The sequence below is a fragment of the candidate division WOR-3 bacterium genome, from assembly GCA_029858255.1.
Taxonomy (GTDB): Bacteria; Hydrothermota; Tepidihabitantia; order SM23-42; family SM23-42; genus SM23-42.
On the sequence record JAOUFJ010000007.1, the window covers coordinates 51,114 to 75,267 of the forward strand.

Below are 24,154 nucleotides of genomic sequence, written 5' to 3' on the forward strand. Positions count from 1 at the left end.
TACATAACACTGCAGTGGGTCGATTCATCGGGGAGTACGTAGGGCAGGGCTTTCGCCTGCGGAGAAGTCACGAACGTAAAACATTGACCTTGTAATTCGGAAAAACTCGCATATAATTCGCTCCAAACTATGAACCATACCAGTGACTTTATTCACAAAGACTTAATCTATGAAGTGCCCGCGGCAAAGGCAGAGGAGTTGTTCCGGTTCGTCGGCGCGACGCTCAAGGAAAAGAACCACATAGAGAATATCGAAGGGCTCGTTGAAGAATTACTGGCACGCGAACAAAAGGGGTCAACCGGCGTCGGCGACGGCATAGCAATCCCCCACGCCTTCATCACCGGACTATCTAAACCTGTTGTCATCACGCTGCTGCTTGATAAAGGCATCGATTTCAGCGCCGCCGACGGCGCACCGGTAAAGGTCCTATTTTTCGTCCTTGCTCCGGAGAACCAGCGAGAAACATACCTGAAGATCCTTGGCCGCCTCGCAACAATCTTGCACAATCCAGAAACCAAAAAGCAACTTCTGGGCGCGCGAACAAGTCATGATGCATACCGTACGCTGGTACAACCGCGGGTCACCAATTTCTTCTACAATAACCGCAGATATTTTTACCTCCTGGGGATCATTCTTGGCGCCTATTTGTTTGCTGCTTATTTCGTCCCCAGAATTTCGATCGCACCGACTCAGAGCGCAATCGCTCTGGATTATCTTCGTTTCAATGAAACACCCTGGGTGACCAAGCAAATTGTGACATTCACTATCTTCTTCACGATCGGCGTCGGCACGCTGCTCTTCTGGCAATACCGGGTGGCCATTGCCGCAACGGCGCTAGGAATACTACTTTTTACAGGTGTTATGGACCTCGACACGACGGTCCGGTTCATGAGCATTCCAACAATACTCTTCATTATTTCAATGATGGTTGTCGTCGCCTGGCTCGACAGCAACGGCGTGTTCAAATTTGTCATTACCAAGGTCATGAAGAAGATCGGCCCAAGACCCCGCACCCTTTATATCTTTCTTCTCCTTTTATCGGTCATCCTTGGCGGGCTTACCGGCGAGGTCAGCGGGATCATTGTGACAACCACGCTTGCTATCGGCTTAGCCAAGCGTTTCCGCATTGAGCCATTTCCTTATGTGATCGGTCTCGTATTTGCCACCAATATAGGCTCGGCACTGACGCTCATCGGCAACCCGATCGGTATCTATATAGCCTTTGCCGGAAATCTGACGTTCAATGACTTCCTGCGCTGGGCAACACCGCTCTCGCTGTCCGCGGCGATCGTGATCACATTCTTCACACTCTACCTGTTCCGTAAATTAATTCCAGGAAGTGTCCAGGAGGATATGGGTGCTCTGGACGAATGGAAAGACGTCCGGGACCGCAGAGAATTCTACGTGTCGATCATCACATTCGTAGTACTGGTTGGGTTGATCAGTACCCACCAGGTCATTGAAACCCTTCTGAAACTCAAAGAAGCGACCGTCATCGTTGCCGCGCCGCTTGTCGTCGTCGGCGCCATCCTCTTTGTTTCAAAGGAACGCGGCAAGAAGTTCCTTGTCAAGGATGTTGATTGGTGGACAATATTGTTCTTCATGTTCCTCTTCGCCAACGCCGCGTGCCTGGAGTATACAGGAGTAACCGCGAAAATCGCCTACCTGCTGGAGAATATTTCCCAGAATATAACCATACCGTTCATCCCGGCTGATATTAAAACCACGGTTGTGGCAATGGTCATCTTGTTATTCTTCTCCGCGATCGCGTCGGGTTTTGTCGATAACCTCCCGATCATCGCAGCGCTCGTTCCCATTGTCCTCGACCTCAAGAATATCGGATTGCCACACGCTGAGATCCTCTGGTGGGCACTGCTTTTTGGCGGCTGTTTTGGCGGCAATCTCTCCATGATCGGTTCCAGTGCCAACGTTGTCGCTCTTTCGAGGTATGAAGAGATAACCGGAAGGTCGATACGGTTTGGCCACTGGTTCCGCTATGGCCTGCCCGTGGTCATTATCTCCGTAGTCTTTGTCTGTATTGCATTGATGATCCAGATCAAACTCTCACCTTAAATGGATAAAGTTCTTGTTGTCGTTTTCGATACTCACACCACCGAAGATTCGATAGTATTATGCATAAAGATGATGCAGCACTTCAAACCGCTCATCCAAATCATATCGCCGGTCGACCGACATGCAGTTACACGAGTCGCATCGAATGAAGGGGCCAAGGAGGCCGAGGTCCGTGAAAGAATGCTCCACGAAACCTATACGAATCTTTATCACCTCGAGGACTTATTCAGCAAACACGGCCTACAGGTGAACATTGCCGCAAAGGAAATGCGCCTCCCCGAAGAGCTCCTTACGGAGATCAGAAAAATGAATCCCGGCATGCTGGTTGTTGTCGGCAAAATAGATCCGGTTGTCCTTGAAACACTATACGGCTCGTTCCACGTGCCTATTTTGTTGCTGGCGCCCGAAGATTAGACAGCAGAGTCAATAAACGAAATACCGGGCTAAGGCAATAGTCCGTCGATCTCTCTATCGGCTGGTGCCTCAACTGTAAAGCTGACCATAATTTTGTACTCAGCACCCGCAGCAATCGGTACACGCCAGTAATATATGCCACGATCCTTATTCTCCTCAGTTGGTTTGGGCTCCAGTTTGACACTGCTCACTTTCAGATCCGGATCCTGAGAAACGGGGATCTGGTCGACGATCGTACACTCGATCTCTTTGTCATGAAAATTCTTGACATTGTTCTCGTACACAAATTCATGCTTTGTTTTGCTGCTGAAAAGACCGCCGTGCGAAACCTTTGATTTCTGCAACTCTCTTTCCACCCTAACCCTTTCGTCGACTCCAAATGATACTGTTGTAGATTCATCGGGCGCAATCGTCGGCATTTGAACCCTTCCGGTGAAATCATCCCCCACATATGTACTTGCCTCACCAGATAGAAATAAGTAATCGGATTTATTCTGCAATTCACCGGTCAAATAAGCAAACAGAGTTACTCTAGGGATAATGGAATATTTGAAATCGCCATCAAATTCTCTCTCGAGGAGTCGTATTTTCTTCTCCGGTTCACCACTCCTTACGGTGTAGCGCCCAGGAAGTGGGTACCAAACAGATACGCCGGCTTCGACTGGTGTTGCCACTGCGGCAACTGCGGTCACACCCCTAACTTCAATCCCCTCTTCGGCTACTGCTGTTGGCGCCGAATAGACAACCTGCGATCTTTTTGCCCGTGACGTAATGAACCAGGGCACGGGAATTGGGTGTATCTCCCCCATACCTGGTTTCGCCGTTGACAAAACTACTTTCGCGTTCTCCCAGTCTTCATTAGTACGCTGATAGATCTTGCTGAAATAGGTGAGTTTGATCTTCTTAACAGATGGATTTGCCCTGACTTCATAATAAGTACGCCAGTTGGCGCCTCGGACTACGTAACTAACTTTGATTCGATAGTTCCCGGGTGAATCAGGGTGACAGTCGAAGACAATTGATTTGCGATTACCGACTGTGGATTTTAAGTCAATAAGTTCACGTGTCACGGCACCAATTGCCTGCTGCAATTCAACGCGCAAACGCTCGATCTCAGCCGACCTCCTCTTCGTTGTAATGAGTTCATCGACCATGAACCGCAAACCTTGACGCCACGATTCAGGCGCAACCCTGCCTGTAAGAATTTCTTTTGATACCAACTCAGGGCCACCAACCGCAATACTCTGTAAGAATTTTTCTTTCTCATGTAGTACAGATATTTCGTCAGCAAATTGGCGATTACTGATTTCGAGAACCTTTAACGAATCCTCAAGCTGCTTGACCATCGGGTGCGGTTTGTCAACATATCCCCGCTTCACTTGTACCTCGCCCACTTTCAGACCCTGCGCCCTGACACGTACCGAAAAGTCATCTAACGCACCGGGCAGGTCAGCAAAGATAAGTTCGGTTGCCATGTCGAGGTTGATATCGGTAACTCTAGTTACCATAACGCGGTCACTGTACAGCACGATAGAATCTACCTTGGAATTGACTGCAACCGTTGAAAACAAACAAAATAATACAATCATGTCGCCTCCTCGACCTTAGTTTATTCCTGAGAGGTATGTAGTCAATAGTGCACATCCTATATGAAAACCTAATTTTCTTGACTTTGGTCTTTCCCTGACTATAATGGGCATGTAAGGAGGCCTGATGAAGCAATTTAGAACAGAGAAATACAATGATTTTACGAAAGCAGAAACCCGAAAGAAAATGGAGAAAGCCATTGCCCAGGTTGCATCCCAATTCGGGAAGGAATACAGCATAATAATCGGCGGCGAAAGGATTAGATTAGACAACAAATTTCATTCATACAACCCGTCACAAAAGGGTGAAGTTATCGGAACCTTCCAGAAAGCAGATGAGCCGACGGCCGAGCGAGCCATGCAGGTCGCGCTCCAAACTTTCGAATCCTGGCGATATACTCCGGCCAAAACAAGAGCAGACTATCTCTTCAAAATGGCTAATATCATGCGCCGGCGCCGTTTTGAACTTAACGCCTGGATGGTTCTCGAAGAAGGAAAAAACTGGCTTGAAGCCGATGCCGATACTGCCGAGGCAATAGATTTTTGCGACTATTATGCACTTGAGGCTTTGCGTTACGATAAAGGACCGAAACTCTACAAATATCCGGGGGAGATCAACAAGCAGGTCTACATTCCACTCGGGGTTGGTACCGTAATCCCGCCCTGGAACTTCCCATTGGCGATCTTGGCGGGTATGACAACGGCGGCATTCGTGAGCGGAAATACGGTCATATTAAAACCGTCAAGCGATTCACCGGGGATCGCCGCCATGTTCATGGAAATTGTGGAAGAAGCAAAGGTCCCTGTGGGCGTTGTCAATTTTCTTACAGGACCCGGCGCCATAGCAGGTGATTATTTGGTCCGGCATCCAAAAACACGGTTTGTAGCGTTCACAGGTTCAAAGCCCGTTGGCCTCCGGATTGTCGAGCAAGCAGGAAAAACGCAACCCGGCCAGATATGGATTAAAAGAGTTGTAGCTGAAATGGGCGGGAAGGATCTGATCGTTGTAGACTCAGAGGCCGATATCGATAGTGCTGTAGCAGGTGTCAGAACTTCGGCATTCGGATTCCAGGGCCAGAAATGTTCTGCCTGCTCACGGTTAATACTTGATGATAAGATCTACGATACGTTCATGAAGAAACTCATTCCGACGGTTGAAGCAATTACGGTTGGCCCAACAAAAGACTATAAGAATTACATGGGACCCGTGATCAATGAGTCCGCCTACAATTCGATACTTGAATACATCAAGATCGGAAAATCCGAAGGAACTTGCGTCTGCGGCGGTGATCCAGCACCGGGTGATGGATGGTTCATCAGACCGACAGTCATTGCCGATATCGAGAGTAAACATAGGATATTCCAGGAAGAGATTTTTGGCCCGGTACTCGGTGTCACGCGAGCGAGAGACTTTGACCATGCCGTACAACTGGCCAATGACTCGGAATATGGACTCACCGGTGCCGTCTACACGAAGAACAAGAAGAAAATAGAAAAAGCAAAGCGGGAAGTTTTCGTCGGTAATCTCTATATCAACCGCAAGTGCACAGGTGCCCTCGTTGGTATACAGCCATTTGGCGGCTTCAACATGTCCGGGACCGACTCCAAAGCTGGCGGACCTGACTATCTCATGCTTTTCACGCAGGCAAAAGCAATCGCCGAATACGTTGGCACCAAGAAGAAAAGCAAGAAAACACCTCGCCGAACCATCAAGAGGAAACGGAGAAAGAAGTGATCGAAACCATATTCAAGAGGGTCGAAAAAGAGAAAGTCAGGTTCATTGATCTCTGGTTTTCAGACGTACTCGGTTCGGTCAAGAACGAAACGATACCCATACAGCATTTGAAGAAGACACTGAAAGAAGGCATTTGGTTTGACGGTTCTTCGGTCGAGGGTTTTGGCCGCATCTTCGAGAGTGACATGTATCTGAAACCGGATCCCGCGACCTTCGCCATCATCCCAAGGGACGAGGAGAGGACTGCGCGGTTCATCTGCGATGTTTATGCACCTGACCACAAGCCGGCTCCGGTAGATCCTCGCTCCATCCTGAAGACGAATCTGGACGTGCTGCATAAAAAGGGTATGGAGTTCTATGTTGGCGCCGAATTGGAATTTTACCTGTTCAAACGCGACGGCGATAAGGTAATGGCATTACCCCATGACCGCGTAGGTTATTTTGACCTTGGCGGTGACCTCGGTCTGAAGATAAGAAAGACCATGTGCGACCGGCTACAGGAATTCGGCATTCAACTCGAGGCCGGACATCATGAAGTCGGCAAAGGACAACATGAAATCGACCTTTTGTACACAGACGCCCTGACTCTTGCCGACAACATAATTACGGCGCGCATAGTCATCAAACAGGTTGCGGAAGAATACGGCCTGTTCGCGACTTTCATGCCTAAACCTTTATTCGGAGCGCCGGGCAACGGCATGCACATCCATCAAAGCATATTCAAGAATGCAAAGAACCTGTTCGCCGATGCCAAAGATGATTACGGACTCTCCGCATTAGCCTATGGTTATCTCGCAGGTGTGCTTAAATACATGAAAGAAATAAGTGCACTCACTTCGCCACTGGTTAATTCCTACAAACGACTGGTTTCAGGATTCGAAGCTCCGGTATATATATGTTGGGGCCGCATGAATCGTTCTGCACTGGTCCGTGTCCCCAAAATTAGCCCGAAAAAATATACAAGCACGCGCATAGAACTCCGTTCCTGCGATCCTTCGGCAAATCCATATCTGCTATTCGCCGTTGTGCTCAGAGCCGGTCTTGAGGGGATCAGCAGTAAGCTGAAACCTCCAGCACCAGTGGAAGAGAACGTGTACGCGCTCGAAACCAATGTCTTGAAGGATAAAGGAATAGACCTTTTGCCCCGTTCACTTTATCAGGCGCTCGAATACTACAGGCAGAGCGATCTCGCCAAGAGTGCACTCGGCGATACATTATTCCAGAGATACTACGACATCAAACTGAGAGAATGGGATGAGTATTCGATCCAGGTATCGAAATGGGAAGTGGATAAATATCTTGAGCTATACTAGCTCAACGATTACAGTGATGAAAACATAGATCACATTGATATTGATATTTCCCGAACGTGGTGGTCCAAAAGACTGCCACGTTTTTTTATTATATTTCCTGTATCGATTTTTTTATATTATCTGGAACTAGTAGTTTTCGCCGAATTTGTTATGGGATACGATCTCATTTAAAGGTTTACGTGACCTGGCTGGTATACCGGCGATCGACTCCTTTGTTGACGGCTCAGCAGGGTACCCCAAAACCAGCAGAACCACCACTCTGTATTTTCGTGGTATTTTCAACAGATTGCGCAGCTTTGATTCACCATACCAACCGACCCAACAAGAGCCAATCCCCAATTCGGTTGCGGCAAGAGTCATGTGGGTCATGGCGATCGACACATCGACGAGATGATTCTCATGCCCGGCTAACTGCGCAACATAATGGGTAAAGGCTTTGCTGTAGCAACCAACGATGACCAGCGGAGCATCATTCATAAAAGCAATTATGCGCTGGGTACCTACGGGTACGGTGCCGGGTATCTGCTTGATAACCGAGGGGTCATCTACGACAACGAAATGCCATGCCTGACGGTTACTGGATGATGGCGCGAGCCGAGCCGCTTCCAATATCTGCAAAACCTTGTCACGCTCTATCTTCTGCGCTGAAAACCTGCGCACGCTCCTGCGCCACTTTATCGCCTCAAACACATCCATGCATATCCTCCACCCAATTCATGCTTCCTAACACAATATTGTACGTACCCCAAACGCCCATGTCTGGCATTCCGGTAATTACCAGAGTGCCAGACTACCATTTTTTCACCCTCATTTTCTCAACGTATTGCTCTATGTACTGTAGAGCATGGATCAATGATCTGTCTTTAAGAAAATAGATCTTACGATTTTGTTCGGTCGTGTACCTCACCAGATTGATCTGTCTGAGATTTCGCAGCGTCTCCGATATCGTCTTCAGGGAAAGCCCGATGTCCTTCGAGAGTTCGGTAGGCGTCTTCTCCGACTTTGAGAGTATCGTCAGAATTTCGTATGCCGTAGGATTACCCAATACGCGGCAAAATCGAGAAGCACGGTAATGGGTTTCCGGCATTTTTCTTCGCATATCACATTATACTGCAACAGTCGGCTGTGTCAATCTGGTATTCTGGTAATTACCAGAATACCAGAGTACCGAAGTCTTCATAAAGATGTTACTGTGATAAGACAACTGGCACGAGGATTTTGTATTGCTGGAAATGCTATAAGTTTATGTCAGGCCGAAGAGGCCGCTGAAGCCGAGAAAGGCAAGGGCCATGAGACTGGCGGCGATGAATGAAATCGGATAGCCCTTGAGTGATGGGTTGATCGGTGCCATGTCCAACCGTTCACGGATGGCGGCAAAGGTGATGATGACCAGCGTGAAACCGACCCCGGTCCCGATCGCGAAGACCGTACCATCAATGAAACTGAATTTGTTATCGATATTAAGAAAAGTAACGCCGAGTATCGCGCAGTTTGTGGTGATCAACGGAAGATAGATACCAAGGGCATTGTATAATGCCCGGTATGATTTCTTGAGAAACATTTCAACCAGCTGGACGAGTGATGCGATAGTCAGAATGAATACTGCAGTGCGCAGAAATACAAGATTCAACGGCAAGAGCACCGCGTTGAAAACGATCCAGGTGATCCAAGCGGCAAGTGTCATGACGAATATCACCGCCATGCCCATACCAGTTGCGGTCTCCACGGTGCTCGAGACCCCAAAGAAAGGACACAAACCCAGAAAACGCATCAATACGATGTTGTTCACCAGGAACGCGCCGAGGAATATGAGTGCCGGGCTTTTCATCACAACTCCTTCTTCACGTATTTGTTTATCAAAGCTTTGAGTATACCGATCACAAGAAACGCTCCGGGCGACATGATCATAAAGATAACCGGTGAATTCTTGAATGCTTCGCCGAATACGGTCATGCCCAGAAAAGTACCATTACCCAGAACCTCACGGAGGGTTCCCATTATGGTCAGAGCAATGGTGAATCCCAATCCTGTCCCCAGACCGTCGAGTACCGAATCAATGACCGATCTCTTTGATGCAAATGCCTCTGCCCTTCCCAGTATCATGCAGTTCACAACGATGAGAGGAACGAAGACGCCGAGGGCGCGGTACAGGTCAGGCTGAAACGCCTGCATCATATAGTCAATCATCGTCACAAAAGTGGAAATGATTAGAATGAATATCGGGATCCTCACCTCGTTCGGAATATTTTTCCTCAGCATGGAAATTATAAGGTTCGAACACACGACCACGAAGGTCGCGGCGAGACCCATGCCGAATCCATCACGCACCGTGCTCGACGTTGCCAGTGCAGGACAGAGACCGATCATGAGAACAAAGACCGCATTGTCTTTGATCAAACCCCGCGTGAAGATATTCAGCCTGCTCACTCTATGTATTCCTCAAACCGTTCGATCCCCTTGACTACACCGTTGATCAGTGCCTTCGTAGAAACGGTCGCGCCACTGATCGCTTCGGGGATGCCGATTTTGAATTTCTCGAGGAATTCCTCTTCCCGTATAACTTCACCAAGACCTTCGGTTTCCTGCGAATACAGAATAGAAATTCCGGTGATACGCTTCTCCGCGCTGTATCCCACCATGAATTTTATGTCATCGAGATAGCCCTGTACTACACGAACGAATACTACGCCCAGTGTATCCGAGCCACGCACCGCTTTCCAGAGCGTATCTTTTATTACCTCGACAAATTTATCAGCATCAGAGAAGACAATCCCTGGATCGCACGAAGGCATCAAGCAAGCACCGTACATCTCGATCCCTTTCTTGACTCCTGTCGCTACCGCTCGTGATGAGATAGTTGCCGCCGTTATTGCGTCGATCGAACCACCCTCCTGTTCAAGAGCAACATCGGTTGCGGTTTTACCCTTGAACTGTTCGGTGAACCCGGGCTGCGTGATCTTCGCTCCAAGACCGGGCGTTTCAACAAGCCCCTCGGCGGCACTGGCAACTCTGATCCCGGTTATTTTGCCATCATTATCAAGACCCACGGTTATCGGGATCGGACCCGCATATCCCTGAGGAAACACGCGAAATACTACACCGATATTTTCTCCAGAAGAATCGACCGCCTGCCATAGTGTATCCGGTATGATTACCTTGTATTCATAAGCTGTGATAACTTCTTCAAGACCGCTCAGGGTTAGCTGAGCCTGAGTCTCGGCAATCCGCGGTTCGGTGAACGCATAGACGAATGACAGGATAATCGCGCAAGTCACCGCGACAACAAATAAAGTAATTATCATCTGCCGAATGCTGGTCATTTCTTTACTCCCTTTTTCTTCTGCTCGCCAAAGATACGTTCTTTCGTCAATCGGTCGATCAAGGGCGTGAAAACATTCATGAGCAGGATCGAATAAGAAACCCCTTCCGGGTAACCGCCCCAGATTCTTATGATAATGGTTATGATACCACAGCCGATCCCAAATATCCATCTGCCTTTCTTAGTGATCGGTGAGGTCACCCAGTCGGTTGCCATGAAAAAAGCTCCAAGAATGAGCCCGCCACTGAAGAGATGGAAAAGAACACTCCCTTGCGTCGGCAGCAACCAGGCGAGCAGCGCGAAACTGCCGAGATATCCGAGCACAATACGGTAATCTACTATTTTCAGGAAGACAAGGACCAAACCGCCCAGGAGCAGGAAGAAAACCGAGGTCTCGCCAATACATCCGCCGATATTGCCGGAAAAAAGATTGCGTATTGTCTCGAAATCGTTGAGCTGTCTGATGATGACCTGAGGATCACCGTAATTGGCGGGGTTTTTTAAGAGACTGAGGGGCGTCGCCGCGCTGATACCATCGATGCCAGACAGCGTGCCACCGATCGGGGACAACCATTCCTTGGTCATCAATGAAGGCCATGATGCCATCAGGAAGGCACGGCCGGCAAGAGCTGGATTGATGAAATTGTAACCCAAACCTCCAAACAGTTGCTTGGCAAAGATTATGGCAAAAGCGCTGCCGACCGCTGGCAGCCACCATGGGACACCTGGCGGCAGGTTATAGGCAAGGAGAAGGCCGGTAAGGACAGCACTGCCGTCGGCAACCGTGATCTTCTTTCCCAGCATTCTTTGGAGCAGGGCCTCAGCACATACTGCGGCGATGATGCTGATGAGAGTTATGAAGAGTACGCGCAGACCGTAAAGATATGTCGAGTATGCCAGTACAGGCAACAGTGCAATCGTCACGATGCGCATTGCCATACTGGTTTTGTGCTTCGACCTGATGTGAGGCGAAGCTGAAACAACGAATAATCTCTTTAAGTCTTCGACTTTCTCCATATTTCACTCTTCCCGTACTTGAAGTAGTGCACGAGCGGAATCGCCGCCGGGCACACGTAGGCACAACACCCGCATTCTATGCAATCGAGCACACCGTAGGCATTGGCCATATCGATATTTTTGTTTTTAACAAAACTGCATATCTCAGTGGGCATCAGTCCCATTGGACAGGCATCAACGCATGCCGCACATCGCACACATGGACCCTCCTCAACGGCCCGGACGCCGCTCCAGACAAGGATACCCGAAGTCCCCTTGATAACCGGCACAGCGTCTGAATACTGCGCAATGCCCATCATCGGTCCGCCTAGTATTACTTTTTCAGGTTGAGTTGTGTAACCACCGCAAAAATCGATCACGGAATTCACTGGTGTACCGATACGCACAAGAACATTCCTGTTCTCCTTCACACCATCGCCTGCAACCGTCACCACCCGGTCGATAAGGGGTTTGCCGAATTTAACAGCCATCAGCGCTGCATGACAAGTCCCGACGTTATGAACCACACACCCCACATCCATCGGAAGTCCTCCCCTGGGCACTTCTCTCTTCAATATAGCCTTGATCAATTGTTTTTCTGCACCCTGAGGATATTTGGTTTTCAACGCAGCCACCCGAACCTCTTCCTGTTTGAAAAGACCGATCGCGTCCTTCTTATTATCTTCGATCCCGAAAATGAGATTCGGCACATCGAGTATTTTCTGGAATATCCTGGCGCCTTCGATAACCGTCGCCGCATGTTCGACCATCAACCGGTGATCCGCCGTAAGAACAGGCTCACACTCGCAGCCATTGATTATTAACGTATCGATATGCTTCTCTTTGGGCGGTGATAACTTTACATGGCTTGGGAATGCGGCGCCACCCAGTCCCACGATCCCTGCTTCTTTAACCGCATCGATCAGCTGTTTTCCTGTCAGGCTGCCGAGATCCCGCGCCGCACTCACTTCCTTTACCCAATCCTCTGAATCGGATGCTTCGATGATACAGCAGAGTGCGGAACCTATGACCGGATGAGCATGGTCTACAATGTCAACAACCTTACCCGAAATACTTGCGTGAACTGCAGCAGAGATGAAACCATCGGCCTCGCCGATCTTCATACCGATCTTAACATCATCACCTTTCTTTACCAGAGGCCTGGCAGGTTTCCCAGTATGCTGCGAAAAAGGAATATAGACTCTTTTCGGCATTGGCATCACTTCGATTGCACATTCATCGGTATTCTTGTTTTCGGGAGGATGCACGCCGCCTGCAAATCCAGATAACATGGCATCTAGTATAGCCAAAATCATGGGCTCGTCAAGAAAAACAAACTGAGATTGCTAGTGTTTTGTACTTCTTCTATGAAGGAGCGATGATATAGCCAGTGCACGTGAGCACCGCATTACCCCCGATCTTTACACGGTATATCTGACCGCGCGTCGTCTCGATGTGCACATATACCTTGCCCTGTTTTTGCTGCAAATGACCCTGCTCGATAATCATGCGGGAGAAATTTGTGTCATCGACCAGTTTATGCTTAATTAGATAGCACCCCAGAGTGCCAGCGGCCAAACCAGAAATAGAATTCTCATTGACACCTATCGACGGTGTAAAATGACGCATGAAAGCCGTGCTCTCGACATCGAATTTCTGGAGGCAGAATACAATCACCCCGCTGATCCCGAGACGGACACAGTAACTATCCATCAAAGAGAAGTTGGGTTTTATGTTACGCATGTCTTTCAGTGAACGGAGGGGAATAACAAGATCATAGAAGCCGGTTGAAATGACATCCATGGACAGGCCTGTCGCGGTTATGTCTTCAGCAGCAAGTCCCAGGAACCTTGAGACTAATGTCGAGTTTATTTCCAGATCGAGATATGTCGGTTTTGCCAACGTGATTGCAGCCCTCTTTATCTTCTCTCCCTCTACTCTCAATTCCACCGAATTTATACCGGTCTTGGTCCTTTGTTTTATAATAGTTTCGGGGTCTTTCAAAGTCAACAAACCTTCTCCACTAAGGGCGAAATACGTGGCAATTGCTGCATGGCTTGAGAAGTTGATCTCGTTCTTGCCGTTAAAAAAACGCAGGGACATATCTGCTTCGGCAGTCGATTCGGGAAAAACAAATGCAGTATCGGAAATCGGATTGAGGTCCGAGGCAAGCGCCAGCATATCCTGGTCAGTCATTTCCTCAGGCGCCAGTACAACCCAAGCTGGATTTCCACCATAAGGTAATGCAGTAAACGTACTATATTTCTTTACCTTAATCCAGCCTGGCATGGAAAAATATTACATATATTTGATTCCTTGTCAATATTGTGAAGAATATACGTGCTACACACCACAAAAGCTGCCGTGACGCGTTTCTACGCGCAAAACCGCGGTAACCATGACCGTAATTTACTGCTCTGTACTATCTGTTTCGGCAATCCTCTTTTGGAGATACTTGATGAGAAGGGGATGATCTTCCCTTTTTAGTACGACCAACATCTCTTCTTTCGATAATCTTCCATATATAGCCTTGCGAATTGACGGTGGTGACGACCAGATCAAATCATCGAATCCAGGGATCGTATCACTAGCGGTTATTAATGACAGCGAAAAATAGTCTTTCAGGTCATCCGCCCGAAGATGTCCAAGACAAGACAACCCGCAACCGACTCTGCGGAGACCGGAAAGGGCGGCGTAGCGAACCCCATAAAAAGGGTCATCTAAACCCTCAACCAGGTCTGCCACTTCGCGCTCCGTGGCGATCTCAGCGAGGGCACAATAAGCCGATTTCCTTACCGGCGCAACGGTGTCATTCAAACCCTCACAGACGTAGGGCAATGCCGTGCGTGAAACTGACTTACCGAGCGCCGTGAATGCTCCCGAGCGAACCGACCACTCAGTATCATTGATGAAGCGCGCAACAGGCGCCACTATCTGCTCTCCGCCGATTTCACCCAAAACCCAGAGGCATTGTTTGAGAGCGCGTGCTTCTGCGTCGCTCCCGCGGTTATCAAGATGAAGGACAATCTCCTCTATCGCAACTTCTCCAATCTCGGTGAGAATATTCTTCAGCGTATGCCGCCCTGCCGCAGACTTTGTATCGAATTTTGAAACAAGAAAACTAACCACTGTATCGCCTGTTGAAGAATCTCGACCCAGTGCAACAAATGTCGCAACCGCCGAGTCCTTTAACGCCTGGTAGTTGACCAATCCGGTCGTAGCCTGGTCGTACAGTATGTCAAAATCCAAAACGCACACCAGACTTACAATGAACATTACAATCATGATTTATTTACTCCCAATCGACACCTATCCCGTACGTACCTTTTTCCCAGAATTCTGCGTCGCCGCCTGATGTGTAAGCATCATCACCTTTAATATCCACAAGCACACCGATGCTGCCATACTCCCTCCGAAAATCTCCGTAACCTTGTGTGTTGTGCAGCCGCTTCACTGCATAGTTGTCATCGCCGTTTTCATCGATCAGCAAACCGATACCGTTGGCATTGCCCGCACCCTGGCTGAGGTCAAATGCTGCGTAAGTGTCATCGCCCGAGCAGTCATACAGAAGCCCGAGCGCAAGGTCGTGGCCACAACCCTGTGCTACACCTTTGGCAATATAGTTATCATCGCCTCCATCATCGATCAACAAACCAAGGGCGATGTGCGTACCGCTACCCTGAACATACTGGTATCCCACATAGTTGTCATTGCCGCCCTTTTCCACTATCGCACCTATGCCATACCAGTAAGCGGCGCCCTGGCCAAAGATGTCACCTATATAATAGTCATTACCACCACCCTCAAACAGGAAGCCGATGCCGGCCGGTAAGTCTGGGCGGAAACCAATGGCAAAACCCTGTGACATTGAGAGATAGTGGTCAAGATATCTTATTTCATCAAGATACACCTGTCTGATAAGATATCGATCATTACCATCATCGTCTTCAAGAATACCGATACCGTACGTCGCGCCAAAGCCCTGAGCATACAAAGCGCCTTCATAATAATCGTTGCCAGACAAATCCCTCAGGATGCCAATTCCAAAACAGCCCGCGCCCTGGGTGAATGTATCACCATGATAACGATCGTCACCTGACTCGTCGATCAGAACACCTACGCCGAATGCACCGGCGCCGATCGCGAAATTACGAGCACTATAGAGGTCATCACCATTCCGGTCAAGAATCACAGAAACGCCGAATCTACCGCACGCAATATCATACTCGCCGCCCAGGTAAGAATCATCCCCAGTTTCATCGACGATCACGCACACGTAGCTTTGCTGTTCGGACAGATGGTATGTATCATTCCCTCCGACGTCGATGATAACCGCGAAATCACGCTGGTAGACGTTTTTACCCGAATCACCTACAACAAGCTCGCCAAAATCATAAACTCCGTAGTACAAAATATCGCCCGAAACACCGTCCAACTGGATTTTCGATAAGGGTAAATTCAGACCAGTCACGGTGTATCCTTCGAGTGCTGACAGAATTGTGTAACCGGCAAGGATAACCCTCTCGTAATCGATGTGACGGGCACGCTGACCCAGGTAATTCGTGAGCGAATCGTATGTTTTTTCATAAGCCTTTTCCTCGGCGATCGAGCCGGTCGGTTCCGGAGAAAAAACAACGAGGTCTTCCAGCACGCCGAGTATCTCGAGTGAGTCGGCCGGAAAAGCGCGTGAAAGTAAACAATTACTGCGGTCCAGCGCCGCGAGAAAATCATATTTTGGCTTGGTCAATTCGAATGTATAAAGATCGGCCAGCGACGCGAAAGCTTCAACAAGGGGGTTCTTGTGAAAATCATCATGTAACATGTATGCGAAAGGGACCGACCCAAGTGGATTTTCAAGCAATGCATCAACTATTTCAAAACGATAGTCATCACGCTTGACATAATCGCTACGAAAGGTGAGGTCCCCTCTGGAGAGACCGATAAACGCAAGACTCGAATCGAGGTGGGCTGAGAATGACTGGCTGATCAGGAAGAACAATAAAATCACTTTAGATTATACTTCGCGGGTCTCTAAAATCAAGATTGACTCGACTGGTATGGTGACTATAATATTTTAGGGAGGAAACAATGAAATACTTGCTATGTTTTTTGATTGCAGTAAATATCCTGGTTGCAGGCAACACACGACCAGCCGATATGCCAGGCATAGAAATCGAAACCAATGCTGAGGGAACGAGGTTTGTCACTGACCCATCAGGTGATACCGATCCGCTGAAGGTCACCACCGATTTCTACGGAAACCAACGCGCCGAAGTAATATGGGTGGACCGCAACCATCAAAATGCGATCGCCCAGCATACGGCGATCGCCGGAAATGGCATGTGGATACAGGCAGGTTGGTACCTGAACAACGAAAGGACGAATTTATACCGGACTCTTGGCACAAACACACCGATATGGTCTTTCCCGATGCCTGAAGCCGATTGGTTCATCTCAATCGATGTTTCGATGGACGGTGCAGGCATCGGAGCCCTCGCCGCGGGTGAAGCATGCTACAGTTTCTCATCCGCGAGCGCCGCGCCGAATTGGGTTTACAGCCTGCCCATGGGATTCAACTATTCTTCGAGCGCCCAGGGGCCGACGATAAGTGTAACCGATGATGGGTCGGTCTACGCCGCGCTCGCCGGGCAGGCCGGGCAAGGCCGCCTCTTCCTTTTTAATGCTTCCGGGGATACTATCCGCACGATCAGCTTCAATCCGACCCTGGGTATCTACGGCGTTGACATGGCAAATGACGGTTCGGTGTTCTGCGTTTCCACATATAACGCGATATATGTATTCAATGAGGACGGTTCGCGTCGTGATTCAATTACACAATATGGCCAGACCCCGGCGAAGATCTCGGCCGATGGCAAGTATCTAGTTAAAGGAGATTTCTACACACGCGTCTACCTTTACCGATGGAACGGCTCAAATTACGATCAAGTGTGGCAGTATCCGACTGGACACCCGTGGGTCACTTCAGTCGCGATATCAGATGACGGGTCTACGATCATGGCCGGAACGTACCAGTACAGCCCGAGCAATTCCGGCAAGGTCTTGCTCTTCGATTCCTCGTCAGCAACACCACTCTGGCAATATACACAGTATGGCGATTACGTACCATCCTGTGCTCTGAGTGAAGATGGTTCACGAGCCGTTGCTGGTTCTTGGGGCCAATACAACGCAACCTTCGGTGATGTGCTGACCGTCTTTGACCGTAATTCATCAACGCCCATATTCCAGCTCTTAGATGACATCGACGAACCAGGATCGATTTTTTCAGTCGGCATCTCAAAAGATGGCTCGTTCATAACGGCCGGTGGGAAAGCCGTTCACGCCCGCCAATTCGGAAACGGTGGCGAGGTCTACGCGATACGCATGCTCGACCCCCTGACCAATGATGTCGGTATCGAACGGATCAACGCACCAGCCGCTTTCCTGCAGGTGGGGCAGAACATCACCCCTCAGGCGGTTGCCCGCAATTACGGGGCGCAAGCTGCCAGCTTCAGCGTAGTATGCTACATCCATGACTCGCTTGCGCAGCCTCTCTACGGTGATACGACCACGGTGAGTGGACTGGCGTCCGGTTCAAGCACCACAGTCAGTTTCTCGCCGAACTGGAACGTACCGGCATACGGTCGATATCTGACAAGCGTTTTCACCACGCTGTCAGGTGATGAATTTCCGCAGAACGACACACTCGTGCAGAGCAGTATCTGTTATCATGACGGCTCTGTATTGGGCATTTCTTATCCTTTTTCCGAGATCACGCTAAACTACACGAATGCACCCCGCGTTACCGTTGCGAACCACGGCAGCTATGCCGAGCAGATACCGGTCAACTGCGAAATATACGATGACCTGGGTACGCTTATCTACACCGGAAACGGGCAATGTTATCTCAATCCGTTCGAATCCCAGGTCGTAAGTATCGCTCCAAGCTGGAGTCCTAACGATACCGGACTATACGATGTGTATTTCTTCACCGAAGTGCCGGACGATTATGTGCCGTCCAACGATACAATGACGACTAATTCCCACACAACAACCGAAATAATTTATGATGACGGATTTCTTGACATCTACGGCATAGTAGCATCAACTTTCGCCGACAACAAATTCGCCGAAAAAATGATCCCGTGTCTTTCTCCACCATACTACATTACACGGGTTCGGTTCTACTGCAGCAACGATTCGATGATAGCCGTATCGTTGAATAAGGATTCACTCGGCCTGCCCGGACTGGCCTCGTCCTACTACCTGGCTCTGCCCGACACTATCAGTTCGGCCGGCGCGGGTTGGGCGGTGAAAGAATTTGAACCGCCGATACAGCTGACCAATAGCGACCCTTTCTGGATGGTTATTCACTGGTTATCAAATTCGCCAACTCAACCTGGCATAGGCATGGATAATACACAACCGCTGGACAATCTTTCATATTGGTACTGGACCGATCCCGGCGATCCAGGCTGGCATGCCTGGACGACGTACGACTTCATGATGAGAGTCATGACGGTAAGCGAAGTTGGTATCGAATCATGGGAAAACAAATCGGTCAATCAATTCATGCTTCCCGCACCAAGCCCAAATCCCTTCGTGAGAGATCTGAGGATAAGTTTCTCAATGCCGTACAACGGTTCACTATCACTGAAGATGTATGATATTGCGGGCAGGCTCGTCGCAAACATTGCCGACGGGAATTTTGATGCGGGCGAACATGAAATAATATGGAATGGAAATGATGACAAAGGCCGGGAAATATGTTCGGGCGTCTATTTCCTTAAAGCCATTTTTGAGAAAGCGGTTATGACGCGTAAGGTCATCCTGCTCGCAGAATAATCTTACTTCAACTCGAGACGCAGACGTTCGGCGGCGTCGTCAAGCGCCTCATCGGGCTTGCGTTCAAGCCTCATCGCTTCCTCAATTGCGTCGTTGAGATATATACGCCCGGCAAACCATTCCTTGCTTTTTGGCTCGGTCCGGGCAAAATCGAGCTGACCGACGATCTTCTCGTAGGCCGGGTTTTCGGCAACGAATTTTTGATAAGCTTCTGTCTTGGTGGTACTACGCCTTGTCGGTAAATAGTAACTAGCTTCAGTCCAGCGCATCTGATTTTGTGGTTCCAGGAACCATTTTATGAACTCCCATGCCAATTCTTTCTCGGCTTTACTGGCCTTCCTGAACATGCCAATATTCGTGCCGGCGATCACGATGGATCGAACCCTGCCCTGGGGAAAAGGCGCGACGCCGATCTCGAACGGAACCTTACCTTTCATGAATGCCCAGGAAACAATGGATGCAGGAATCATCGCAACGTTACCAGAGAGGAATTCATCCTGTCGCTGAAAACCAGGATTGAGATAAAAAAGACTGTCCCTTACGAGTGCCACAAGGTACTCGATTACTCCGTTGCCTTCGGGCGAATTGAACCCCGGCTGACCTTCCGTTTCATCGAAAAGTATGCCTCCTTGTTGATACAGCATGGTCGAAAAGTACCACACGTCGAGCGGCCAGGATGTTGGCCAGACACCGCTTTCCCTAATGCGCAAGCAGACCCGCCTGAAATCGGTCCAGTCCACGGGAAATGAATCAATACCATATTTGTCGAACAGATCAGCATTGTAATAGAATACAGGAACGCTTTTGTTAAAAGGCAGGGTTACGAGAGTCGTATCGTATGTATTATCTTCAATGAACACCGGGAAGAAGTCCTGCAAATTGAAATCCTTCTCCACTCGAACGAATTCGGCAAGCGGCACCAGTTCGCCAGCTTGAAAAAATTGATCGGTCCACGATTCGTACATCTGAGCGATTACCGGCGGATTGCTCGACGCAATGGCTCCCATTAGTTTCTGCGCAAGGACATCATACGAACCCATGTGCACCCCGCGTACCTCTCCTTCGGGATGGAGACTATTGAAATCGCTGATCATTTCGCTCAGACGCCGGCCGAGCGGCCCCCCCATTACGTGCCAGAAGTCGACCACTACCTTCTGCTCTCGCTTGCAGCACATAGTGAGCAGCAAGCAAAGAGTAAAAGCAAAACGCACCCTGCTCATGCCTTTGTAAGGGGAAAAGGATTAATCGATGATCACCAATCCGGGCTGAGCGTCAAATAGAACTTCCACTCTGAACGCTGGGAGTCCGTATCGCTGTTATAGTATTCGTACCAGCCCTTCAGGTTATGGGCTCGCGCGAAATCCACCCTGAATATGATATACATGAAAGTGAATCTCAACCCCGCTCCAATGCCGAGTTTGAGGTCCTTGAGACGGAAGCCCCCGTCGGTTTCGTAGAATTTGAAGGAATCCGTGTGCACGGCGCCGAAATCAGCGAAAAGGTCCGCGCGGATATTTCTTATCTCGAGCGGTATTGGAAAGGCAATGTTCAGCCGGTCGATGAAAGGAAAACGAAACTCGAGATTCAGAAAACCTATCTTACTTCCGGTAAACGCCCAATAATCATAACCACGCAAAGAATATGGACCACCAATAGACCAATAATCGAGGTCCTCGCCGAAACTGCCGGCGAGCACCAGGCGTGATGCAAAGCTCGCACGGGGCGATAGACCGAAATATCTTCGATAGTCGAGGACCGCACTCTTCAGGTCTTTGTTGCTGAATACCGTAGCATAACCACCTATCCTGAAACGCCTTCCATCATGAGGACCGAGCTGCCCGTATTTAATGTTATCAAAAACCAATGCGATCTCCGGATAGAAAAAATTGTAATCCGCTGTCTGGGACCAACTGGAACTGTAGAACGGGAAATAGTCCAGCCATCGTGTTTCGTAAAGCTTGTAAGCATACAAACCCAATTCAACTCTGAAAAACCGGTCAAGCGGGTATTGAACGGCACCGCCCAATCCAAGACGGCGCCAGACCAGAAGGTCATATCGATCAGAGAAATAGTCAAGATATTGAAAAACCGATACGCCGTAATCGGCTCGCTTTTTCAAGTACCAGTAATTTACGAATATGTCTGAACTCAGAATGCTGCCGTAGAAGTTGGAGGCGAACTGGAAATGATGGTTCCCCAGTATGTCACTCACCCCGATCTGCCCCACGCCGGAAAAACCGAGCACCGAATAGTATTCAGCGCTCGCCGAGAAATAATCAAATGTAAATTTGGGTTTGTATTTCTTTATATCGTCTTCATCGAGCGGTTCGGGTGCATAGTAATCACCCTGTGCGATTTCAGTACTGTCAACGCCTTTGTAGTCGAGCATCTTGGTCAAGGGATCTTTCACAATACATACGTCGTAGCCGTAGTCATTGTAGTAAGAAAATGCGACTTTGCTGCCATCTGCTGAAATAGAAGGGTAGTAGATGCCGCTGAAGACATCGGTCTTCTTGCTGACTCTCCCCTCTTCTTTTGAATAATAATAGAGGTTGTAGGCAGAGTCGTAATCAGCCACAAAATAGATGCTGCCGTCAGGTGCGAATGTTGTAGATGCAAGGTACTTGGAGCGCGGCGAAACTCTTGTTATTTCTCCGTGTTCGTATACAAATAGACCATGCTGGCCGTAGTAATAATCCTCATTCGAATCGGGGCGGTCAGAAATGAAAGTAATCATATCGTCAGAGAGGATGTCCGGATCGCTCTCCGAATATATATCATTCGTGACATTCTCAATAATGCCTGTCTCGACATCACATACATAGATATCAGAATACGAATCCTTCAGGCCAGCAAAAACGATCTTTTTACCGTCCGGGCTGAATTTTGGTGCATAGATGCCGGTAAGGTCGAATTTCAGACGTTTGTATACTTTCCCGTTTGAAGCATTCACAATATATAGTACATCATCCCCCCGGGATTTTGCAGCGAAAGTAACGTACTCGCCATCCCGCGACCACGACAGACCGCCATGATAAAGATGCAATCCCTCGTAGCCCGCGGAATATGCCGACTTCACCAATTTTCCGATAAGCCTACCGTCGATGCTCGACACAACGAGGATCTGCGCCGTACCACCTTGATCGCTGATAAAGGCGATCTTGTCACCGTTCGGCGATATGGCCGTCGATACATTGTAGATCGAATTCATCTTCTTATGGTCGTAAATTATCCGGCCAAAGTTATCAAAATAATCCATTTCATCCACTTCTGGCCAATACTGCATCTGGTAGTACCTGAGCCAGCGCTTGTTGAATTCGTCGGGCGTGACGCCGAAAGCAGCCAGGAATGCCGGTTCCAGATTTCGTTTCATCTTCATGAGGTGAAGAAACTCGCCAACTTTTTCACGACCATATTTCTCAGCTACATATTTATAGAAAGCCTGGCCTTCCTTATATACTATCCAACCTCCATAGCCACCAAGCGAATAGATCGGGATGAGTTTGTTGTTGACCACAAGGTCTCTAATGAATATATCGGCATCAACATCCCAACCCTGCGACATGAATTCACAGTGTCCTTCAAAAACCCATAAAGGCACTGAGTAGAGTATATCACCACTGAAAATCGCTTCCAGACGTGACGGAAAAAATATTGCGAACTGGAAAATATGGGTCAATTCATGTACCAAAACGTGTCGGAAATCCTCGTAATCTCCAGTAAAAGGAACGACCATCCGGTTCTTCAATATCTCCGAGAACCCGCCGGTAGCCTCCTCGATAAGTTCGAGCAAAATGTTCGTCTGTGAAAAATCGTTCGGTGAATTGTATATTATCGCTGGTATCGTGAAATCGATCTCCATGCCCAATTCCTCACTGAGCATCGCATAGCCATCCTCGAGGACAATTTCGGCGAAAGCTGCCAGTTCATCACATCCCTGGTAGAAATAAATATTGAAATGTTCTGTTTCGAGGACGCGGAAATCGAAGTCTTTGTACTGGATCTTGTTCTGACCAAAGTACTGCGTAAAAATCATTAATCCAAATATCATCATGCTATTCATAGCATAATTATACTCAAGCCCCCATACGTGTCAACGGTCGTTGACTCACTACCTGCAATTTGTATAATGAGACGATGCATGTTTTCGTAAGCGACGCCCACATTCGTACCGACAGCAGCGAGCGCTGCCGAATGCTAGTGAAGTTCCTGCAGGAAATCCGGCCAAATCTTACAGATTTGTATATTCTGGGTGATCTATTCGAGATCTGGTTCGAGTACTATCTGGTCTTTCCAAAAGACTATTTCAGACTCCTCGCTGTCCTTTACAGCATACTGAACGAAGGCAAGAACATTCACTATATACTGGGCAATCATGAAATAGCAATAGGAAATTTCCTGAAGAATTTCGGATTCATCGTACACCGAGGGTCAACCGTTTTCGACATCGACGGCCGGCGGGTGCTGCTCGCCCACGGAAACACCATCGACAAGCGTCTGTGGACGTCAATATGGGAAAGCTTGCTTACCTCAAAGCTGAATCACATGCTATTCCGTCTAGTCCATCCGGATCTCGGTATTTCACTCGCCCAGTGTATTGCCAGGTTCTCTCGAATACAAAGTCCGAGCAGGAGGCTCGACAGCATGCTGGAGAATTATGCATCACGCATGCTGCATGATGTCGACATAGTAATGCTGGCCCATTCACACAATCCCGTTTTCAGGAAGATGGCGCGCAACAAATATTACATAAATACCGGGGACTGGGTTAAGCACTTTTCGTACGCCACGATCGAAAACGGTAATGTTTCACTGAGATATTACGGACAACCGACTCTTTGAGTACGAACCTGATGGTTCGCTGATCGCAGGCAAG

The 24,154-nt window shown here is 48.7% G+C and carries 19 protein-coding genes; 6 read left to right on the forward strand and 13 right to left on the reverse strand.

All coding sequences use genetic code 11. The features are described from left to right. The first annotated feature begins 129 nt into the window (after positions 1-129). Positions 130-2,073 carry an SLC13 family permease gene (locus tag OEV79_05105; protein MDH4210807.1) on the forward strand — a complete coding sequence of 648 codons (1,944 nt, stop codon included), beginning with the start codon at positions 130-132 and terminating at the stop codon, positions 2,071-2,073. Beyond that, on the forward strand, positions 2,074-2,487 hold the full coding sequence (locus tag OEV79_05110) for a hypothetical protein (GenBank protein MDH4210808.1): 414 nt from the start codon (positions 2,074-2,076) through the stop codon (positions 2,485-2,487). It begins immediately after the preceding gene. A gap of 29 nt (positions 2,488-2,516) precedes the next feature. Here the strand turns inward: OEV79_05110 and OEV79_05115 are convergent, their stop codons facing one another. After that, positions 2,517-4,076: a DUF4139 domain-containing protein gene (locus OEV79_05115; protein ID MDH4210809.1), complete on the reverse strand. Its 1,560-nt coding sequence runs from the start codon at positions 4,074-4,076 to the stop codon at positions 2,517-2,519. A 121-nt stretch (positions 4,077-4,197) separates the two neighbouring features. Here OEV79_05115 and pruA point away from each other — a divergent pair, with 121 nt between their 5' ends. Together pruA and glnA are read left to right on the forward strand one after the other, a co-directional pair. Continuing rightward, on the forward strand, positions 4,198-5,808 hold the full coding sequence (gene pruA, locus OEV79_05120; protein ID MDH4210810.1) for an L-glutamate gamma-semialdehyde dehydrogenase: 1,611 nt from the start codon (positions 4,198-4,200) through the stop codon (positions 5,806-5,808). Continuing rightward, positions 5,805-7,121, forward strand: coding sequence for a type I glutamate--ammonia ligase (gene glnA / locus OEV79_05125; GenBank protein MDH4210811.1), 1,317 nt, complete (start codon positions 5,805-5,807; stop codon positions 7,119-7,121). Before pruA ends, glnA begins: the two co-directional genes overlap by 4 nt. A 126-nt stretch (positions 7,122-7,247) precedes the next feature. Here glnA and OEV79_05130 read toward each other — a convergent pair whose 3' ends face one another. The 10 genes from OEV79_05130 to OEV79_05175 all read right to left on the reverse strand — a co-directional run bounded on the left by OEV79_05130 (position 7,248) and on the right by OEV79_05175 (position 16,444). After that, entirely contained in the window at positions 7,248-7,817 is a 570-nt protein-coding gene (locus OEV79_05130; GenBank protein MDH4210812.1) for a nitroreductase family protein, read from the reverse strand. A 94-nt stretch (positions 7,818-7,911) separates the two neighbouring features. Continuing rightward, complete coding sequence (locus tag OEV79_05135; GenBank protein ID MDH4210813.1) at positions 7,912-8,220, reverse strand: winged helix-turn-helix domain-containing protein; 309 nt, start codon at positions 8,218-8,220, stop codon at positions 7,912-7,914. 144 nt (positions 8,221-8,364) lie between these two features. Beyond that, a complete protein-coding gene (locus OEV79_05140; GenBank protein ID MDH4210814.1) occupies positions 8,365-8,949 on the reverse strand; it encodes an RnfABCDGE type electron transport complex subunit A in 585 nt (194 codons plus the stop codon). Continuing rightward, entirely contained in the window at positions 8,949-9,548 is a 600-nt protein-coding gene (locus tag OEV79_05145; GenBank protein ID MDH4210815.1) for an electron transport complex subunit E, read from the reverse strand. The genes OEV79_05140 and OEV79_05145 overlap by 1 nt, the downstream gene beginning before the upstream one ends. Further along, entirely contained in the window at positions 9,545-10,441 is an 897-nt protein-coding gene (locus OEV79_05150) for an RnfABCDGE type electron transport complex subunit G (GenBank protein MDH4210816.1), read from the reverse strand. Before OEV79_05150 ends, OEV79_05145 begins: the two co-directional genes overlap by 4 nt. Then, the gene (locus tag OEV79_05155) at positions 10,438-11,457 is read right to left on the reverse strand and encodes an RnfABCDGE type electron transport complex subunit D (protein MDH4210817.1); all 1,020 of its coding nucleotides are present in this window, start codon (positions 11,455-11,457) and stop codon (positions 10,438-10,440) included. The genes OEV79_05150 and OEV79_05155 overlap by 4 nt, the downstream gene beginning before the upstream one ends. Beyond that, complete coding sequence (gene rsxC / locus OEV79_05160) at positions 11,436-12,728, reverse strand: electron transport complex subunit RsxC (protein MDH4210818.1); 1,293 nt, start codon at positions 12,726-12,728, stop codon at positions 11,436-11,438. The genes OEV79_05155 and rsxC overlap by 22 nt, the downstream gene beginning before the upstream one ends. Positions 12,729-12,801: 73 nt before the next feature. Next, complete coding sequence (locus tag OEV79_05165) at positions 12,802-13,725, reverse strand: PhzF family phenazine biosynthesis protein (protein ID MDH4210819.1); 924 nt, start codon at positions 13,723-13,725, stop codon at positions 12,802-12,804. Positions 13,726-13,845: 120 nt separating this feature from the next. Further along, positions 13,846-14,721 carry a HEAT repeat domain-containing protein gene (locus OEV79_05170; GenBank protein ID MDH4210820.1) on the reverse strand — a complete coding sequence of 292 codons (876 nt, stop codon included), beginning with the start codon at positions 14,719-14,721 and terminating at the stop codon, positions 13,846-13,848. A gap of 7 nt (positions 14,722-14,728) precedes the next feature. Next, entirely contained in the window at positions 14,729-16,444 is a 1,716-nt protein-coding gene (locus tag OEV79_05175) for a hypothetical protein (GenBank protein ID MDH4210821.1), read from the reverse strand. 80 nt (positions 16,445-16,524) lie between these two features. Here OEV79_05175 and OEV79_05180 point away from each other — a divergent pair, with 80 nt between their 5' ends. Beyond that, positions 16,525-19,278, forward strand: coding sequence for a T9SS type A sorting domain-containing protein (locus tag OEV79_05180; protein MDH4210822.1), 2,754 nt, complete (start codon positions 16,525-16,527; stop codon positions 19,276-19,278). A gap of 2 nt (positions 19,279-19,280) precedes the next feature. Here OEV79_05180 and OEV79_05185 read toward each other — a convergent pair whose 3' ends face one another. Continuing rightward, the gene (locus OEV79_05185; protein ID MDH4210823.1) at positions 19,281-20,498 is read right to left on the reverse strand and encodes an ABC transporter substrate-binding protein; all 1,218 of its coding nucleotides are present in this window, start codon (positions 20,496-20,498) and stop codon (positions 19,281-19,283) included. Positions 20,499-20,530: 32 nt separating this feature from the next. Next, entirely contained in the window at positions 20,531-23,341 is a 2,811-nt protein-coding gene (locus OEV79_05190; protein MDH4210824.1) for a hypothetical protein, read from the reverse strand. 74 nt (positions 23,342-23,415) lie between these two features. Here OEV79_05190 and OEV79_05195 point away from each other — a divergent pair, with 74 nt between their 5' ends. Then, on the forward strand, positions 23,416-24,120 hold the full coding sequence (locus OEV79_05195) for a UDP-2,3-diacylglucosamine diphosphatase (protein ID MDH4210825.1): 705 nt from the start codon (positions 23,416-23,418) through the stop codon (positions 24,118-24,120). Positions 24,121-24,154: the final 34 nt, after the last annotated feature.

Excerpts from the sequence above, each read along its gene's own strand:
- OEV79_05105 (MDH4210807.1), top strand. The coding sequence starts at position 130 with ATGAACCATACCAGTGACTTTATTCACAAAGACTTAATCTATGAAGTG.
- OEV79_05110 (MDH4210808.1), top strand. The coding sequence starts at position 2,074 with ATGGATAAAGTTCTTGTTGTCGTTTTCGATACTCACACCACCGAAGAT.
- OEV79_05115 (MDH4210809.1), bottom strand. The coding sequence starts at position 4,076 with ATGATTGTATTATTTTGTTTGTTTTCAACGGTTGCAGTCAATTCCAAG.
- OEV79_05130 (MDH4210812.1), bottom strand. The coding sequence starts at position 7,817 with ATGGATGTGTTTGAGGCGATAAAGTGGCGCAGGAGCGTGCGCAGGTTT.
- OEV79_05135 (MDH4210813.1), bottom strand. The coding sequence starts at position 8,220 with ATGCGAAGAAAAATGCCGGAAACCCATTACCGTGCTTCTCGATTTTGC.
- OEV79_05140 (MDH4210814.1), bottom strand. The coding sequence starts at position 8,949 with ATGAAAAGCCCGGCACTCATATTCCTCGGCGCGTTCCTGGTGAACAAC.
- OEV79_05150 (MDH4210816.1), bottom strand. The coding sequence starts at position 10,441 with ATGACCAGCATTCGGCAGATGATAATTACTTTATTTGTTGTCGCGGTG.
- OEV79_05155 (MDH4210817.1), bottom strand. The coding sequence starts at position 11,457 with ATGGAGAAAGTCGAAGACTTAAAGAGATTATTCGTTGTTTCAGCTTCG.
- rsxC (MDH4210818.1), bottom strand. The coding sequence starts at position 12,728 with ATGTTATCTGGATTTGCAGGCGGCGTGCATCCTCCCGAAAACAAGAAT.
- OEV79_05165 (MDH4210819.1), bottom strand. The coding sequence starts at position 13,725 with ATGCCAGGCTGGATTAAGGTAAAGAAATATAGTACGTTTACTGCATTA.
- OEV79_05170 (MDH4210820.1), bottom strand. The coding sequence starts at position 14,721 with ATGATTGTAATGTTCATTGTAAGTCTGGTGTGCGTTTTGGATTTTGAC.
- OEV79_05180 (MDH4210822.1), top strand. The coding sequence starts at position 16,525 with ATGAAATACTTGCTATGTTTTTTGATTGCAGTAAATATCCTGGTTGCA.
- OEV79_05185 (MDH4210823.1), bottom strand. The coding sequence starts at position 20,498 with ATGAGCAGGGTGCGTTTTGCTTTTACTCTTTGCTTGCTGCTCACTATG.
- OEV79_05190 (MDH4210824.1), bottom strand. The coding sequence starts at position 23,341 with ATGAATAGCATGATGATATTTGGATTAATGATTTTTACGCAGTACTTT.
- OEV79_05195 (MDH4210825.1), top strand. The coding sequence starts at position 23,416 with ATGCATGTTTTCGTAAGCGACGCCCACATTCGTACCGACAGCAGCGAG.